This is a genomic window from Rheinheimera pleomorphica (assembly GCF_011634895.1).
GTDB classification, from domain to species: Bacteria; Pseudomonadota; Gammaproteobacteria; order Enterobacterales; family Alteromonadaceae; genus Alishewanella; species Alishewanella pleomorphica.
Genome location: NZ_SIRR01000003.1, coordinates 364033 through 381265 on the forward strand (window position 1 = coordinate 364033; position 17233 = coordinate 381265).

The following is a 17233-nucleotide window of genomic DNA, read 5'->3' on the forward strand; positions in this document are numbered from 1 at the left end:
CGCGCGCATCACAAACGCTTTTTTGTTTTATGTTACTCTAGCGTTTTAGTGGTGACGGCAGCTGATGGTAGCTTTTTTATGCAAAACCCCGATATTTATAGTGTTTCGCGCTTAAACAGCGAAGTACGCCTGACACTGGAGCTGCAATTTCAAACGCTGTGGCTGCAGGGGGAGGTATCCAATTTTGTCGCCGCCGCCAGTGGCCACTGGTACTTTTCACTAAAAGACAGCGCTGCCCAGGTAAAGTGCGCCATGTTTAAAATGGCTAACCGCAACAGTACGTTCCGGCCACAAAACGGCCAGCAAGTGCTGATCCGTGCCCGCATCAGTGTGTACGAGCCGCGAGGCGAATATCAGCTGTTGGCTGAATTTATTGAGCCCGCCGGCGCCGGCTTATTGAAACAGCAGTTTGAGCAGTTAAAAGCCAAATTACAAGGCGAAGGCTTATTTGACCCGGAGCGGAAAAAAGCCCTGCCAGCACAGGTGCGGCGCGTTGGGGTAATTACCTCACCGACCGGCGCTGCAGTGCGCGATATTGTTACGGTGTTAAAGCGACGCGCCCCGGGCATAGAGGTAATTATTTACCCGTCGCAGGTGCAGGGCGATACTGCCGCTGCGCAACTTAGAAATATGCTTAGCAGTGCCATACGGCGTAACGAAGTGGATGTATTAATTATCGGCCGTGGCGGTGGCTCGCTGGAGGACTTATGGTGTTTTAACGACGAGGCCCTGTGCCGCGCCGTTGCAGCCTGTCCTATTCCGATCGTTAGCGCGGTTGGGCATGAAATTGACTTTGCCTTAACCGACTTTGTCGCCGACGTGCGCGCGCCGACGCCCTCTGCCGCCGCAGAGCTGGTGTCGCCGGATCAATCGCATTTATTAGATCGCATTTTGCAGTTAAAAAGCCGCCTGCAACAGGCACAACGTACCATACTGCAACACGCCGCGCCTAAGCTGTTAAACCTGAGCCAGCGCTTGTTAGCCCTGCACCCGAAAAGGCGTTTGCAGCAACAACAGCAGCGGCTTGATGAACTGCAGTTGCGGTTAAGTGCCAGCGCAAAACGTAAATTGCAAAGTGCGCAGCAACAGCAGCTTTACCTGGATAAAAGCCTGCGCCAGTTATCCCCGGTTAAAACCTTACTGGCACATACCCAGCATCTTACTGAGCTTGAGCGCCGGCTAACCAATGCCCAGCATCTGCGGCTAAAGCATAGCAAGCAGCAACTGGCACAATTAAGCCTGCAACTTAATACGGTCAGCCCGCTGGCCACCCTGGCGCGCGGTTACAGCATTACTTTTGACGACAAACAGCAGGTGGTCACCTCAAGCCAGCAGCTAAAAGCAGGTGATAAAGTCGTGGTGAAACTGGCTGATGGCGGCTTTGACGCTGAAGTAACCCGGCTACGGCAGGCAGACCAGTAAACCAATACAAATAAGTGATGGTTAGTTGTTAACAGCCGACTATAATTAAGGCATGTGTTGTTCCGAGGGTGCTGCTATGGACAGCGCTATGGCATGTCCGCACCGTGTGCGACGCTGGTTGTTCTGGCATCGTTGCTTTTTGCTGGCCGGTTTGTTATTTATGTTGTTCCAGTTGCATGCGCAGGCGCTGCGCGTGGCAATTTCTGCTGACGACTATCCGCCGTTTTATTATCAGCAAGGCGATACATTGCATGGCTTTTCAGTGGAAGTGTTGCAAGCGGTGGCGACTGAGCTGGGTTTGAGCCTGCAATGGCAGCGCCTGCCCTGGAGTCGGGTAGTGCAGCATGTGGTTAGCGGCAAAGCTGATGTGATTACGGTATTTTATAAAACCGATGCCAGAGCAGAGCAGTTTTATTACAGTAGTGAGCGCTATTTACGCGACCCTATAGTGCTGCTTTGCGCTCGCCCCTGCCAGACAGCGTTTGATGGCAACCTCGCCAGCCTGGCGCAGCAACCGGTAGCGGTAGTGCGCGACTTTTCTTATGGGCCCTTGCTCGACCGGCTGGAGTTTAGCCGCGCCGCCGTGGTGGACTCAGACCCTATGCTATTTAAGCAGTTGATAAAACAGCGACTGCAGTTGGGTATTGCATCATTAATCAGCGTGCGGCATGCACCAGAGCTAAAGCAGGCGGGTGACAAGGTGCAGATACTGTACCCCGTGCTGGACTATGTCGATATTTACTTTGCCTTTAGCCGCCAAAGCGCCATAACGCCTGAGCTGGTTAGCCGCTTTGATCAGGTGCTACAGCGCTACAAAAAAACAGAGGCTTACACCGTGTTACTCGGGCGCTATCAGCTGATTGATCTATAAAACGACGGCCGCTGATATCAGGTGTGCAGCGGCGCAGGACGTTGACAGCATTACGAAAATCAGCGATTACAGCATAAACTTGTCGCCCAGCAGGCCGGCATCGATATGGCCAACTTTTACGTAAATTAATGCACCTTCCGGCCCGGTAAAAGGGGTATGTTCGCTGTAGCGTGGGTTGCGTAGCCAGCTACCGGCCGGGTACTCGCCGTGCTCGTCGCGAAACAGGCCTTGCAGCACTAAAATTTCTTCACCACCAACATGAATATGACGGTTAAATTGGGTATTGGGTGCCCAGCGTACCAAAGCCGTGTTAACACCATTATGCTCGTGCAGTGGCATTACTGATAACCCCGGTACCAAACCCTGATGCCAGCTTTGCGCTTTGGTGTTAATCACTACTTGCTCGGAATCGTCGGCGGCAAATTGCCATAGCTTTACCAGCAAGGTGCAGCCGTCTTTGGAAAATGGCTGGTGTGAGGTCCCCGGTGGGTTGCGCAGATAGGTACCGGCCGGATAATCACCGTGCTCGTCACTGAACACGCCGTCCAATACCAGTATTTCCTCACCGCCATCATGGCGGTGACTGCTATAACCACTACCCGGCGCGTAGCGCACTATGCTGGTAGCGCGGGCCACTTCAGCCCCGGCGCGGTCCAACATCATGCGGCTAACGCCAGGCAGTGGCGAGTCGACGAAGTGATATTGCGCAGGCAATATCACTACCCGCTTGGAAAAGTCGCTATTTAGCTGCATGCGGGCTTAACCAAAGTGACAAAAACACAGCTTATTGCCGTCGGCATCTTTAACATAAGCACCGTAAAAAGTGTTTGCAATACGCTGGCCCGGCGCACCATCACAGCTGGCGCCCAGCGCTATGGCTTTGTGATACAACGCATCGACCTTTTCTTTACTGCCTGGCTGAAATGACACCATATTGCCGTTACCCGGATGTGCTGGCTCTTTGTTAAAGGGTTCGCACACTGCCAGCATCGGCTGCGCCATGCTTTTACCAAAAAAGGCAATACGCCCCATATCCAGCAGGTTTTTGCCGCCCAGCTCGCCTAATAATTCGCCGTAAAAGGCTTTGGCGGCAGTTAAATCGTTTACACCCAGGGTTACATAACTAATCATAAATTCGCCTCTGCTAATGTTGTGGTGATGATATGGCATTGGTATACGCGAAAAACAAGGAAGTAGCGCAACAGCCGGGGAAAAAATCAGGCAAACACCGCCACCCAGGTGATGGCATTGCCAACACCATGGACCAGTGCTGGCACCATAACATTGCCGCTGTGATTACGCAGCCACTGAAAAAATACGCTGGCAGCAATATAAATGCCGATGAGCAGCGCCACCACCATAAAATGTTCTTGTTGCAGATACTGCCATAACCGTACCGAGTGCAGCGGCGCTATAACAAAGGCAAATGTTGTTAAAGCACCTGCAAGTGTTACCGACATAAAGCGCGTTAAGCTGCTAAATAATAACCCGCGGTACAGCAGCTCCTGGCCGATGCCAATACAAAAACCGCTGATAAACCAGGCCAGCCAAAGCCACAAACCGGCAGAAAAGCTGTTTAACAACTGCTTGGCTTCAAGCAGGCCGAATAATATGGCGCTGGCCAGCATGCAACCCAGTAGCAGTGCAGTCTGGCTGCGTTGCAGACCCAGTAAATTCGGATACACCCATCTTACAACGGCAAGCAATAACGCAACGAGTGTCAGTTCTACTGCCAGTCGCAACGGTTGGTCAAAGTACCAGTGTTGTGCATTTAGTAGCCAGGGATCAGGTTGTAACCAAAGCCTTACCGGTAATTCCATCAGTACAAATATCACCAGTGCTGCTACGCAGAGCAAACCGGCAGGCTTTGCTGTTGGCTTAACGTTGTAAGCGTCTGATTTCACGTTGCAGCTCCTTATCGTTACTCTGGTTGGCAAGCTTTAGATGCTGCTGCATCAGGTTGTTGTCGCCATTAAGCTTGTGTAATTGTGCCAGACGAAAGTGCGCCCAGGGTTTGTCTGGTAAATTATCGGCCTCTGGTGCATTAGCAAGATAGTAGTTTAGCGCCTGAATACCCTGTTCCAGTTGCTGCCCGCTGAAAAGCGCGGTGCGGCCAATTTGATACCAGGCGTTGAGCCGGTAAATACCGTCTTCATCCTGCGCTGCCAGCGTGGCCGCAGTTAAGGCATGAAAAGCGTCCTTATACTGTTTGTTTTCCTGTAATACTAAGCCATAACGATAGTGAAACTCGGCCAGCTCCGGATAGTGTTGCCGGCTGTGTGCCAGCAATTGTTGATACTGTGTTGTTTGCTCGGTTTGGCGGTAATAACTGAGTTTAGCCAGTATGCCTTGCAGGGCGCTTAGTTGCGTTATCTGCTCTACTTCTTGCCAGGCTAGCTGTTTATCACCACCGGCGATGCCGGGGGCACCCAAGTAAAATGACAGCAACCCCTTGCGATAGGCGGTATTTTCCGGTTGCAGTGCTACGGCTTGTTTTAAGCAGGCCAAAGACTTTCTCGCGTAACTAAGTGCGGAGAAAATAGCGTTTTCAGCGTGCTGCCCCATAATGCGACCACAGATAAACTGCACTTCAGCATTTTGCGGCGCTTTAGTCAGCGCTTTGTCGATGTGTTTTTCTGCCAGGTCAAGATTGGTTGCCATAGCGGCTTTGGCCAGCTGCAGCTCTTGCTGCGCATCGCCGTTAGCAGCAACGGCGAAACATGTCGTCACTAATGTAACTATCAGTAGTAAAGATATCGAAATTAGCCGCATGGTAGTTCCTCTGCTTGTTTTGTTTAGCCTAACAAGGCAGCGGGCAAGCGGTTAGTGCCAAAAGTCACTTTTGCTGTGATCACCTTTGGCAGCAGGTTTATAGCACCGTGCGGCTAATCATCACCAAAGGTGGAGTTTTTATCGCTGTGCTGAATGCGGTCAATTACGATAACGGCAGCCAGCAATTGCGCTGTCCACTGCGGTGCAAAAATATCGACACCATAGCTGTCAGACCAACTGAACCACTTTTTTGAAATGCCAGCCAGTAGTTTACCCTGCTGACGAATTTCATATTCGTGTTGCCAAAAGTTGCCGCTCATTTCAAGCTGGTCTTGTGGCGTGCTGATAGTGAAACGGCTGGTCCAGAACGGCCAGAATTTTTTGCGGATCAACCACTCGCTGCCATCGCGGTTCAACAGGCGGCAAGCCGGTAGCAAAGTTAAGTATTTGCGTTTAATTTTTAACAGCTCAGTGCCGCTATGGTCGAATAAGGTTTGGCTGCTAGATAGGCTAAACACCTTGCCTTTCGCGGTATAGGCAATGCGGCCCTGTTCATCTTCAATGGTAAAGCTGTCGGCCAGGCTGAAAATTTTCTGTTTAATGCGGTATTTCATGGGAGCTACCTGTAAATGCTGATGCCTTACCGATAATAATCGGCAAAACCGGCGGGGCAACTGTAAAAATGTAACAGAACGTCAACATGTTGCGCTGCAGTGGCAGAGAAGCCGGCTGTCAGACTTATAATTGTTGATAGGCAACCACCTTATTGCGGCCACTTTGCTTAGCGTGATACAGGGCGATGTCTGCCTGCTCTATCAGCTCGTCGGGCGTTGTCTCAGCTTGGGTACTGGTTAGCCCAATGCTAACGGTCATTTTTATTTCTGTTGATGTGGTCAGGGGGGACAGCTCAATCGCTTTTCTTATCCGGTTAGCTATCAACTCTGCCATGTCCCGGGCAGTGTCGGGCAAGCAAATAAGAAACTCTTCGCCGCCGTAGCGAAACATTAAATCGTAATCACGAAGGTGTTTATTGGCGATATCAACAACATGCTGTATGGCCCGGTCACCAGCGCGGTGACCGTGTTTGTCATTTATCTGCTTAAAATGATCGATGTCGAACAGCAAAATGCTCAGTGTTTTTTGGTTACGTTGGCTGCGGTTAAGCTCTGACGCCACGCGGGCGTTTAAAGAGCGGCGATTTAACAGGCCGGTGAGTGCGTCGCGCTCTGATATATGCAGCAGCGCCAGCCTTTGCTGGGAATGGCTAAGCATAATAACGCAGCCAATAATCAAAATGGCAAAGGCTGTCAGGCCAAAAAAACCGATACTGTGGATCAGTGTGCTGTGCTGGGTATGTACAATCTGGTAGTGCTCCAGCAACATATAGGCCGAGCGCAACATAAACTGACTAATATTAAAGGCAAATACGGCAATAAAAGCCAGGTATACCCGGCCGAGCTCGTTGTGGCGGTGTTGCCACAGCATGCGGATACTCCACAGGTTAAACACAACCACTAGCGGTATGGCAATTAGCATCCGGTTGGCGGTAGCGCTGCTGGCAAAGTCAGTTAACTGCAATAAGTAGATGGGAAGCAGCAGTAATAGCAGCCATTGCCGCCTGGCTGGTAATTGCAGGTGACGGTGAATGCCACAGGCCAGCGCTAAATGCGCACCAACACTGCAGGTATTAGATAATGCCGGCACCAGCCAGTAGGCTAAGGTTGTAATGCTACCCTGGCTGACGCTTAACAACGCATTCACCAACATTAGCACGGCTGCCAGCACAAAATAGCGTTGATAGCGAAACTGCCGCTCGGATTTGTACTGCAACGCCAATAGTGCGGTGAAGGTGGCCGCGATAAAGGCATTAACGATACTTAGCGTAAAAACATCCATTGTTGTTATATTTTTTGGGACTGCGCATCGGGTGCCGGAAATTAGCATAAAAAAACAACAACGGCAATCGGCTACTGAAGCCGGTCACCGTTGCTGGTTAGGGTAAATATCGTTTTTATGCCAGTGAATATGGCAGACCATCTTTGCAGGTAAACTGCTTGTTCCCTTTGTGAGCGCAGCTTACCTGGCGGCCGCTCACCATGCTAAACCATACGCTATCTGGCTCTGAGGTTTGCAATTGGATATCGTCAATGCTGGCTTTATCCTGGCAGCCGTTAATACCGTTGCGGTTTAAAATCAGCTCAACATGGCGGCCATTGTTGTTCAACACTATTGAGGTTGGGGCTTCACGATGGCCGCTTAAGGCGACAAATTGCGCCGGGTTTTGCAGGCCACTGGTGCTGCCATCGGCAAAAAACGCCAGCAGCTGCTGGTAGTACACGACATAGCTGCATACCTCTTTATGTGAGCCTTGCTGTAGCGGAAAGGTTTTGTCTAAAAAGCCTTTAGAGTAATCCATCACCTGCTTAACATGGCGCTGGTTCAGCTCGTTGATCACGCTAAGCTCGGTTGCCATCCAGGCAGTGTGGCTCTGTGATGGTGTGCTGTGTTGTTGGGCCAGTGTTGTCATGATGTCATCCTCGTTTTTTAACGACGTTTATCGTCCAGTCCAGAGTTTAATTGCCGAGTATCTGCTTAGTTGGTCTAAACATCAGACCAGTTGCTATCGGTTAAAAACTAGTCTAGGCTAAAAATCAGCATAATTTCACAATAAAAATTTTACAGTGTGAATTTTACAAAATGAAACTAAACAAAAGTCTGCTCAGAAAGTCGCATTTTCTTGGTACCAAGATCAGAAACTTGCGTAAACGCAATAACTTAACCATGGAAGATTTGTCTACCCGCTGCATTCGGGTGAACCCGGAATACGCGCCATCGGTGTCGTATTTGTCGATGATCGAGCGTGGCAAGCGCACGCCCGGTATCGAAATGCTGGAGGTGATCGCCGAAGTATTTCAAAAAGATCTCGATTGGTTTTTAGACGGTGAAGATGCCGGTGAAGACTTAACACCGGAAAAAGGCAGTCGTGGTGGCATCAGCGGTATGGCGCTGGAGCCGGGTTTTTTATTCTCGAACGATATTTTGCAAATTGCCATACCCGAGATGCTGTCGCAAACCGGTACCAGTGGTAAGCAGTTTGCTCAGCTGCTGATCCGGGCCCATCAGGAGCATCATCAAAACCACTTTCCTGAGCTGGAACGCGCTGCTGAAGACGTTGGCCAAAAGCGCATGCCGCTGAGCGTCGACGAGCTGTTGGCCATTTGCAAACAACTGGGACTGAAAATAAGCTGGTTTGACGAAGCGCCGAAAGAGCTGCTGGACGAGCTGGGGGTATTATCCAAAAACGTCTCTACCTCGTTTTTTACCCCGCCTAACACACTGCATTTAAACAGCCTGCTACAAGCCTTCCCAACCCGGTTGAAGTATGAGCTGGCGGTGCATATTGGCCACGCCGTGTTGCATAACAAAGACGGTGTGAAAAGCAGTATGACCGTCGGCGGTGCCCATGATGACGAGTTATCCAGCTCAACTGCAGTGCAACCACAGGATATTTTGCACGCCTGGCGTGACTTTGAATCCAGCTTTTTCGCTGGCGCACTATTGTGCCCCAAGCTACCGTTTCGTCAATTGCTGGACCGCAGCGGTTATGAAATTAGCAGCCATCAGCAAGCTGGTGTGTCAGCCTCAGTGGCAATGCGGCGTATGACGGCAGTATCGCCTTATACCCACTGGCATTATTTTGATGCCTATACGCCAGGTAAATTAAAGGCGGTGTATCGCGGCAATGGCATACCGCTACCTTGGGGTAATATGCGTCAGGTCGAAGATCCGTGTCAGCATTGGGCAGTGTTTCGGATGTTTGATGTTGATAATGTCGCTAGTAGCGCGCAGTTATCACTGCTGGATGTTAATGGCGCGCCGCGGATTTATTGTTGCGAGTCGACTAAAGTCAGCGATCTGGCCGGCAATAATCATGTGCTCTGTGCCGGTATCGATTTAAACCCGGCGCTGCTGGCGCAGGGAGTGGACGCCGACAGCATGGCGGCGGAGCTAAAGCAGCTGTGTGTGGGCAGCAGCGGCGGGGCTAAAGTGCCCAAGACAATACAAACGGCGCTGACCAGTGTGGCGAATATTCTGAACATTAATTGGGTGGCACGCAGCTTACAGAAACCGGCGCAGCTGATTTGCGCCCGCGGCAATAGCTGCCCGCGACAACCCAGCTGTTATCAGTGTAATGGTTGAGGCACAAACTCCCAGCGAGAGCCGGCTTGCTCTAAGCTAACCGTTGCAGGCCAGGATGCTGACAAATTCGTCAGGAACGAATTTGAACAGCTCCGCTGGCCCGCTAGGGTGAACTTCACGGATGAAGTTCATAATCGAGCCTACAGGGACGTATTTACGGCGTGTTAGCGTGGGCAAACCGGCTCGATGCCGGAGCGACAAACCGTCAGCGTGCATTCTCACCCAACAACTGCAGGTTTTCATCCAGTAAGCCGCTCAGCAGCGCTTTGCCGCTGCTGTCTACCTTAAACTGGCCATAGCGCGCTGCTTCGTACACTGCTGCGCTGCCTTCGGTAAAGAAAAACGCATTCGGCCCGACACTGACAATGCCATCACGCTGGCGCAACAACAGGCCAACCATACCAGCTTGCGGTGGCAACTGGTTGTTCAGGCTATGCAGGCCAGCAACACCTTGCTCTGACACGTTTAGCCACGCATAACGATACTGCGCGGCATCATCGGGCAGCGCACTGTCAACAGCAAAGGCCAGTGCCATATAGTCACCCTGCATGATTGAGCGCGGGTCTACTGGTGCCAGCTCGAGTAGGACTGTCTGGCCGCTGGCCAGTGTGTGTTCATAACGCCAGATGGTCAGCGCACTAACGGCCAGTATCAATAGTACAGCAGCGGCGATCGCTAACTGCGTCAGGCGGGGGCTCATACCAACCTCCGCTGATAACGTTGTAGCAGTAACCAGGCGGCCAATACCAGCATGCCAGAGAGAGCCAGCAGGCCAGATTTATATAGCAGATTAAGCTCGAGGCTGTAATAAAACTGGCTGATGGCAAACAGCATGCTAAGCAGACACAGCGCGGCCCAGCGTGTGCTGCAGCCATAAAAACAGGCCAGCAACAGCGCGCTGCTGGTCAGTAAGCCCGACGCCGGATACAGCAATACGCACAATAATGTCGTGATGCTAAGTAATACCAGGCGGCTGGGCACTGTTGCCAGACGGCTGAGCCAAAACACTGTGCTGATTAACAATACACTGCCAAGCGCGCTGTACAGCGCTTGCGCTATTGCCAGCTGGTTGTCCAGCCAACTGCTGCTATCAATAACCAGCAGGCATTGACCGAATAACGTCAGGCCAAGGGCGGCCAGTGTACCAACTTCCAGTAAAGGTTTAATTTTGCCGCCATGTGCAAGGCTTGCCCAGCGCGGCCGGTTGCACCACAGCCACACGGCTATTGCAGCCAATACCGAGCTGACGCTGGCCAGAATTGCCGCCGAGCTTAGCAATGACAGCAGGCAGGCTGCGGCAATAGATAAACTGACACGCTGGTGCAGCGGGTTTAGCGGGCTAAATAGCAGCAAACCGCTTATTAGCGCGCAGGCATACCGCGGTGCGTCATACTGCTGGCCAAACAGTTCGTACACGGCAAACACCAGCAAGCCCTGGCCGGCCAGGGCTATAGCTACCGACATCTGTTGCAAAAACTCATGCGGTTTCGTTGCCAGCCAGATAGCAGCAGCGAGCAGCAGGGCTGCCGCTAGCATCCGTACCGTGGTGTTATCGGCCAACGCCAGCAAAGGGCCGATAAAAGAGCAGATCATGAATATTGATGCTATCCAGGCTGCGATACCGAGTAACACTTGCAGCCACCATGGGCTGCCAGCCGCGGAAAGTTGTTTTGCTGTTGCATTGTCGATAATGCCATCTTGCTGCAAGCTAGCAAGTAACGCGCTGTTATTGGTCATGCCGGGCCTCCTGCAACAGCTTTTTCAGCCAAATAGCTGCGCCGGCGCTGCTGCCAATGACATACATAGCCAGCAGGTTAACGAGAAAAAAGCTATCGGCACTGTCCAGCACCTGTGCCAGCACAGCCGTGCTGACAGCGATGCCGCTGAACAATAACAGGGCAACGATCAGTACATCGCGTTGCAAGCGCCAAAACCACCATGTCAGTGCGGTGGCAAGTAGCAGGTAGCACAGTAGGTTAAGTTGATAGCGGCTTTCCCACACACCAATTATGCCGCCAATAGTTAGCGGTAACAGCAAGGCCAGTGTTGCCAGCCACAGCAACGGTTTGTGCTTAACAACACCCAGACGGGGCAGGGCAAATTCGCAAAACAACAGTAATACCGCGTTGGCCAGTGTGAACAGTTGTAACTGCCGGGCGCTGTCAAATAGCCAAAACCCTGACTGGCTATCAAGATAGCGCCACAGCGCCAGTTCAAGTAAGACAAACCACAGCAGATAACTGCCACGGCTTTTACTCAGCAGTACCAGCGGGGTAATCAGCGCTGCCCAGGCTGTAAATAGTTGCCAGATATCAGCGCCGGTCTGGTAGGTTTGGCCAATCAGTGCCAGCAAAGCACCGCTGACGATACTGCAGACGAAAAGTGCCGCCCGTCGGGCCAGGCCGTTATGCGAGCTTAGCACTGCAACTATCCCGCTTAACAATACCGCCGCTCCTGCCAGGGCCAGTTTGCCAAGGTAAGGCATAAGTGGCCAGTTATAGGCGAAAAAGAAAATCAGCGCGCAGCCAAGCAGCACTGTGGCGCTAAACAGCAACAGGCGGTTGGCCTGGCGCAGCCAGTCAGCGCTTGCAGGTTGCAATGCTAAGCGCTGCGTTGCCTGTTGTAATTGTTGCCGGTTAAGCTGCTGCTGTTCGGTCCACTTTAACAGTTGATCGGCCTGGCTTAGGTTATCCATAAATATCAGTATGATGACATTAAGTAACTAGCATCATAGCGTTTTTATAACTTGTTACAACTTCGTAATGACCACGGTTTGGCATCTTACAGGCAACAGCGTAGTATGTTACGGCTGTATATCAATAATCAGGATAACAATAATGAAAAAGCTTACCTTAGCTGCCGCGTCAGTGGCGCTGGCACTTGGCCTGACGGCGTGTAATAAACAGGACACCACTCAAACTCAAACTGCAGCAAGCGAAGCGCCTGCCGCAGAGGTAACAGCGCCACTGGTTTCGGGCGTTGATAGCCAGTACTTTGACCCGGCGGTAAAGTTCTCTGAAGATTTCTTCCTGGCGATTAACGGTAAATGGCTGGCTGAAACCGAGATCCCTGCGGATAAAGCCTCTTATGGTTCTTTCCATATTCTGGCGGATAACTCACAAAAAGCCGTCAAAGCGATTATCGATGAAGTCTCTGCCCGTACCGATTTAAAACCAGGCTCAGACGAGCAGAAACTGGGCAGCTTCTATAACAGTTTTATGGATGAAGCCACTATCGAAAAGCTGGGTTTAAGCCCGTTGAGCCCGCAGTTGGATGCCATCAAAGCGCTGACAGACAAAACGCAATTGCCGGCTTTATTTGCCCGTTTGCAGCGTGATGGCGTGGGCATTCCATTTGGCTGGTATGTTAATAACGATGCGAAAAACTCCAGCCAGTACGCGGTGTATTTAAGCCAGAGCGGTTTAGGCTTACCAGATCGCGATTACTATTTTAAAGACGATGAAGCGTCACAGAAAATCCTTAGCGCCTATCAGCAATATTTAACCGATATGTTCAGCCTGGCCGGTTACGCTGATGCCGAAGCGGCAGCACAGCGCGTATTTGCGCTGGAAAAAGCCCTGGCCGAGCATCACTGGACGCGTCTGGAAAGCCGTAACGCCGATAAAACCTACAACAAAATGTCCGCGGCCGATTTAAACAGCAGCCTGGGCAATTTTGACTGGGCGGCATTTGCTAAGGGCGTAAAACTGGATGACGTCAGCGATATCATTGTGCGCCAGCCTAGTTATTTCGAAGGCTTTGCTAAAGTGCTGGAAGCAACCGATCTGCAAGCGTGGCAGGATTATTTAAGCCTGAAAACCATTCATGGCTATGCCGATAAGTTAAGCAGCAACTTTGCCGATCGGCGCTTTGCCTTCTATGGCACAACCTTAAGCGGTATTGAAGAGCAGCAACCACGCTGGAAACGCGCGGTAGATGCATCAGATCAGGTATTAGGTGAGCTGACCGGCAAACTCTATGTCGAGCGCCACTTTAAACCAGAAGCCAAGGCGCGGATGGAAGAATTAGTGGCTAACCTGATTAAAGCCTATGAAATCTCAATTAACGAGCTGGAGTGGATGACCGAAGACACCAAAAAAGCGGCGCAGGATAAACTGAGCAAGTTTACGCCGAAAATTGGTTATCCGGACAAGTGGAAAGATTACAGCAGCCTGGAAATTAAAGCCGACGATTTGGTGGGTAACTTCGTGCGCGCCAGTCACTGGGGTTACGACGAAATGGTGGCTAAGCTGGGTAAACCCATCGACAAGAGCGAATGGTTTATGACGCCACAAACGGTGAATGCGTATTACAACCCGGTAAATAACGAGATCGTATTCCCGGCGGCCATTTTGCAGCCTCCGTTCTTTAACATGGACGCGGATGATGCAGTAAACTATGGCGGTATCGGTGGTGTTATCGGCCACGAAATCGGCCACGGTTTTGACGATCAGGGCGCGAAATACGACGGCGATGGTAACCTGCGTAACTGGTGGACTGAGCAGGACAAAGGCCAGTTCCAGGCCCGTGGTGCTAAGTTAATTGGCCAATACAATAAGTTTGAGCCACTGCCAGGTGTTAACGTGAACGGTGCGGTAGCACTGGGCGAAAACATTGGTGACTTAGGCGGTATGACAGTCGCGCTTAAAGCCTATCAGTTATCATTAGACGGTAAAGAAGCGCCGGTAATGGATGGCTTTACCGGCGAGCAGCGTTTCTTTATCAGCTGGGCGCAAGTGTGGCGTACCAAGTTCCGTGAAGAGGCGCTACGTCGTCAGTTAAGCACGGGCCCGCATTCTCCGGCGCATTATCGCGTTATCGGTGTACTGCCGAATATTCCGCAGTTTTACACCGCCTTTGATATTAAAGAAGGTGATGCGATGTATTTACCGCCGGAGCAGCGCGTTAAGATCTGGTAATCGCTGGGCAATAAAAATCTGCTACACTGCACAGGCTGAGTAGGTGACTACTCAGCCTGTTGTTTTTACAGCATAGCTCAGCCCGCCGGTTGCAATTCCCGCCCTGGCTCGTCACAGCAACTCGCCCTAATGCCTACGGCAGGGCTCAGACACTCTGTGACGCCCAGTTCGGGATTCCAACCTCCTTCGGGTTAGCGAGGTCTGACCACTATAACAAAGAATATATAACTCTGAGTTTTGTATTCACGAGATTTATAACCACTATAACCTGAGTGGTTAACAGCCGGATGTCAATCTGGCCCGAATTTTCATATAATTACGCCCATTCATTCTGTTGAATGACGCTGCAGTGGCAAGACTGCAGCCAACGACCAAGAGGATCATACTGTGCTACAACAATACCGCGAACATGTGGCCGAGCGCGCAGCGCAAGGTATCCCACCAAAACCACTCAATGCCGAGCAGGTAGCCGCTTTAGTTGAACTGTTGAAAAACCCGCCAAAAGGTGAAGAAGACACCCTGGTTGACTTACTGGTTAACCGCGTACCACCAGGTGTTGATGAAGCTGCTTACGTTAAAGCCGGTTTTTTAGCAGCCTTAGCCAAAGGCGAAGCCAGCTGCAGCCTGATCAGTGCCGAGCGCGCGACAGAACTACTGGGCACTATGATGGGCGGTTACAACATTGAGCCGCTGATCAGCCTGCTGGATAACGAAAAATTAGCCCCGATTGCTGCCAAGGCGCTGTCGCACACCTTACTGATTTTCGATGCCTTCCATGATGTGACGGAAAAAGCTGACGCAGGTAATCAGTACGCCAAGCAAGTATTACAAAGCTGGGCCGACGCCGAGTGGTTTGAAGCCAAGCCAGCCTTAGCGGAAAAAATCACTGTTACCGTATTTAAAGTATCTGGCGAAACCAACACTGACGATTTATCGCCAGCACCGGATGCCTGGTCACGGCCTGATATTCCACTGCATGCGTTAGCGATGCTGAAAAATGCCCGTGAAGGCATTAACCCGGACCAGCCGGGTACAGTGGGCCCGATTAAGCAATTAGAAGAGCTGAACAAAAAAGGCTTCCCACTGGCTTATGTCGGTGACGTAGTAGGTACCGGTTCATCACGTAAATCCGCTACTAACTCAGTGCTGTGGTTTATGGGTGACGACATTCCTTACGTGCCGAACAAGCGCGGCGGTGGTTTCGTATTAGGCGGTAAAATTGCACCTATCTTCTTTAACACTATGGAAGACTCAGGCGCACTGCCAATCGAAGTTGACGTGTCTAAGCTGGAAATGGGCGATGTGATCGACATTCTGCCATTCGAAGGCAAAATTGTGCGTCACGGCACAGATGAAGTGCTGGCAGAGTTTAGTCTGGCAACCGATGTATTAATTGATGAAGTGCGTGCCGGTGGCCGTATTCCGTTAATCATCGGCCGTGGCTTAACAGACCGAGCCCGCGAATTCTTAGGCTTGGATCATTCTGATAAATTCCGTCGTCCTAAACCTAAAGCTGACTCTGGCAAAGGCTTTACGCTGGCGCAGAAAATGGTGGGTAAGGCATGTGGCGTCAAAGGCGTGCGTCCGGGCACTTACTGTGAGCCGAAGATGACGACTGTAGGCTCTCAGGATACTACGGGTCCTATGACGCGCGACGAGTTAAAAGACTTAGCTTGTTTAGGTTTCTCTGCCGATTTAACCATGCAGTCATTCTGTCACACCGCGGCCTATCCAAAGCCGGTTGACGTTGACACGCACCATACGCTGCCAGATTTTATTATGAACCGCGGCGGTGTCTCACTGCGTCCGGGCGATGGTATTATCCACAGCTGGTTAAACCGTATGTTGCTGCCTGATACCGTCGGTACCGGTGGTGACTCGCACACCCGTTTCCCAATTGGTATCTCGTTCCCGGCCGGTTCTGGTCTGGTGGCCTTTGCTGCTGCTACCGGCGTTATGCCACTGGATATGCCTGAGTCGGTACTGGTGCGCTTTAAAGGTGAAATGCAGCCAGGTATTACGCTGCGCGACTTAGTACATGCTATTCCGTATGCTGCGATTCAGAAAGGTTTATTAACCGTTGATAAGAAAGGCAAGAAGAACATCTTCTCTGGCCGTATCCTGGAAATCGAAGGTTTACCACACTTAACGGTTGAGCAGGCGTTTGAGCTGTCTGATGCCTCGGCTGAGCGTTCAGCGGCAGGTTGTACTATCAAGCTGTCACAAGAGTCTATTGCTGAGTACTTAGAATCTAACATCGTGATGCTTAAGTGGATGATCGCTGAAGGCTACGGTGATGTGCGTACTATCGAGCGTCGTATTAATGCGATGCAGGCCTGGCTGAAAGATCCGCAGCTGATGGAAGCTGACGCTGACGCCGAATACACAGAAGTGATTGAAATTGACCTGGCCGATATTAAAGAGCCGGTACTGTGTGCACCGAATGACCCGGATGACGCACGTTTACTGTCTGAAGTGGCCGGCGATAAGATTGATGAAGTATTTATCGGTTCTTGTATGACCAACATCGGCCACTTCCGCGCTGCCGGTAAGTTACTGGATAAATACAAAGGCCAGTTGCCAACCCGTTTGTGGATTGCGCCACCAACCAAGATGGATCAGGCGCAGTTAACGGAAGAAGGTTACTACAGCATTTTCGGTAAAGTCGGTGCCCGCACTGAAATGCCAGGCTGTTCACTTTGTATGGGTAACCAGGCACGCGTAGCCGAGAAGTCAACGGTAGTATCTACCTCTACCCGTAACTTCCCGAACCGTTTAGGTCAGGGTGCTAATGTATACTTAGCCTCAGCTGAGCTGGCAGCCGTTGCTTCTATCATTGGTAAATTGCCAACGGTGGCAGAGTATCTGGAATACGCTAAGCAAATTGACGCCACAGCGGCCGATACTTACCGTTACCTGAACTTCCACAAAATGCCGCAGTACACCAAAAAAGCGGATAACGTGATTATCCAGCAAGCGGTGTAAGCGCCCCCTGTTGTGCTAAAGGCCTGCTTTTGCAGGCCTTTTTTCTGCTCGCGAATCCAGGTGC

General features: G+C 51.3%; 15 protein-coding genes. 5 read left to right on the forward strand and 10 right to left on the reverse strand.

Features of this window, described 5'->3' with window-relative positions; all coding sequences use genetic code 11:
* Positions 1–78 precede the first annotated feature (78 nt).
* Together xseA and EYB30_RS02770 are read left to right on the forward strand one after the other, a co-directional pair.
* Positions 79–1422, forward strand: coding sequence for an exodeoxyribonuclease VII large subunit (gene xseA / locus EYB30_RS02765; protein WP_166836826.1), 1344 nt, complete (start codon positions 79–81; stop codon positions 1420–1422).
* Between the two features lie 88 nt (positions 1423–1510).
* Positions 1511–2293, forward strand: coding sequence for a substrate-binding periplasmic protein (locus EYB30_RS02770; RefSeq protein WP_166836828.1), 783 nt, complete (start codon positions 1511–1513; stop codon positions 2291–2293).
* A 66-nt stretch (positions 2294–2359) separates the two neighbouring features.
* Here the strand turns inward: EYB30_RS02770 and EYB30_RS02775 are convergent, their stop codons facing one another.
* The 7 genes from EYB30_RS02775 to EYB30_RS02805 form a co-directional block, all read right to left on the reverse strand.
* Entirely contained in the window at positions 2360–3046 is a 687-nt protein-coding gene (locus tag EYB30_RS02775; RefSeq protein ID WP_166836830.1) for a cupin domain-containing protein, read from the reverse strand.
* 6 nt (positions 3047–3052) lie between these two features.
* The gene (locus EYB30_RS02780; protein WP_166836832.1) at positions 3053–3424 is read right to left on the reverse strand and encodes a VOC family protein; all 372 of its coding nucleotides are present in this window, start codon (positions 3422–3424) and stop codon (positions 3053–3055) included.
* A gap of 86 nt (positions 3425–3510) precedes the next feature.
* On the reverse strand, positions 3511–4197 hold the full coding sequence (locus EYB30_RS02785; protein ID WP_166836834.1) for a CPBP family intramembrane glutamic endopeptidase: 687 nt from the start codon (positions 4195–4197) through the stop codon (positions 3511–3513).
* Entirely contained in the window at positions 4172–5023 is an 852-nt protein-coding gene (locus EYB30_RS02790; protein ID WP_241697944.1) for a tetratricopeptide repeat protein, read from the reverse strand. The genes EYB30_RS02785 and EYB30_RS02790 overlap by 26 nt, the downstream gene beginning before the upstream one ends.
* A gap of 155 nt (positions 5024–5178) precedes the next feature.
* Entirely contained in the window at positions 5179–5679 is a 501-nt protein-coding gene (locus EYB30_RS02795; RefSeq protein ID WP_166836837.1) for an LURP-one-related family protein, read from the reverse strand.
* A 124-nt stretch (positions 5680–5803) separates the two neighbouring features.
* Positions 5804–6961, reverse strand: a complete 1158-nt coding sequence (locus EYB30_RS02800) for a GGDEF domain-containing protein (protein WP_166836840.1) — start codon at positions 6959–6961, stop codon at positions 5804–5806.
* 115 nt (positions 6962–7076) lie between these two features.
* The gene (locus EYB30_RS02805) at positions 7077–7592 is read right to left on the reverse strand and encodes an aldolase/citrate lyase/malate synthase family protein (RefSeq protein ID WP_166836842.1); all 516 of its coding nucleotides are present in this window, start codon (positions 7590–7592) and stop codon (positions 7077–7079) included.
* Between the two features lie 170 nt (positions 7593–7762).
* Here EYB30_RS02805 and EYB30_RS02810 point away from each other — a divergent pair, with 170 nt between their 5' ends.
* Entirely contained in the window at positions 7763–9265 is a 1503-nt protein-coding gene (locus tag EYB30_RS02810; protein ID WP_166836844.1) for a DUF3612 domain-containing protein, read from the forward strand.
* Between the two features lie 205 nt (positions 9266–9470).
* Here the strand turns inward: EYB30_RS02810 and EYB30_RS02815 are convergent, their stop codons facing one another.
* The 3 genes from EYB30_RS02815 to EYB30_RS02825 are packed head-to-tail and all read right to left on the reverse strand — an operon-like array spanning position 9471 to position 11960.
* Positions 9471–9965, reverse strand: coding sequence for a GDYXXLXY domain-containing protein (locus EYB30_RS02815; protein WP_166836846.1), 495 nt, complete (start codon positions 9963–9965; stop codon positions 9471–9473).
* On the reverse strand, positions 9962–11002 hold the full coding sequence (locus EYB30_RS02820) for a DUF4401 domain-containing protein (RefSeq protein ID WP_166836848.1): 1041 nt from the start codon (positions 11000–11002) through the stop codon (positions 9962–9964). Before EYB30_RS02820 ends, EYB30_RS02815 begins: the two co-directional genes overlap by 4 nt.
* Positions 10992–11960 carry a DUF2157 domain-containing protein gene (locus EYB30_RS02825; protein ID WP_166836850.1) on the reverse strand — a complete coding sequence of 323 codons (969 nt, stop codon included), beginning with the start codon at positions 11958–11960 and terminating at the stop codon, positions 10992–10994. The genes EYB30_RS02820 and EYB30_RS02825 overlap by 11 nt, the downstream gene beginning before the upstream one ends.
* Positions 11961–12102: 142 nt before the next feature.
* On the opposite strand from EYB30_RS02825, the gene EYB30_RS02830 reads away from it, so the two are divergent.
* Together EYB30_RS02830 and acnB are read left to right on the forward strand one after the other, a co-directional pair.
* On the forward strand, positions 12103–14184 hold the full coding sequence (locus tag EYB30_RS02830; protein WP_166836852.1) for a M13 family metallopeptidase: 2082 nt from the start codon (positions 12103–12105) through the stop codon (positions 14182–14184).
* A 387-nt stretch (positions 14185–14571) separates the two neighbouring features.
* A complete protein-coding gene (gene acnB, locus EYB30_RS02835) occupies positions 14572–17169 on the forward strand; it encodes a bifunctional aconitate hydratase 2/2-methylisocitrate dehydratase (protein ID WP_166836854.1) in 2598 nt (865 codons plus the stop codon).
* Positions 17170–17233 lie beyond the last annotated feature (64 nt).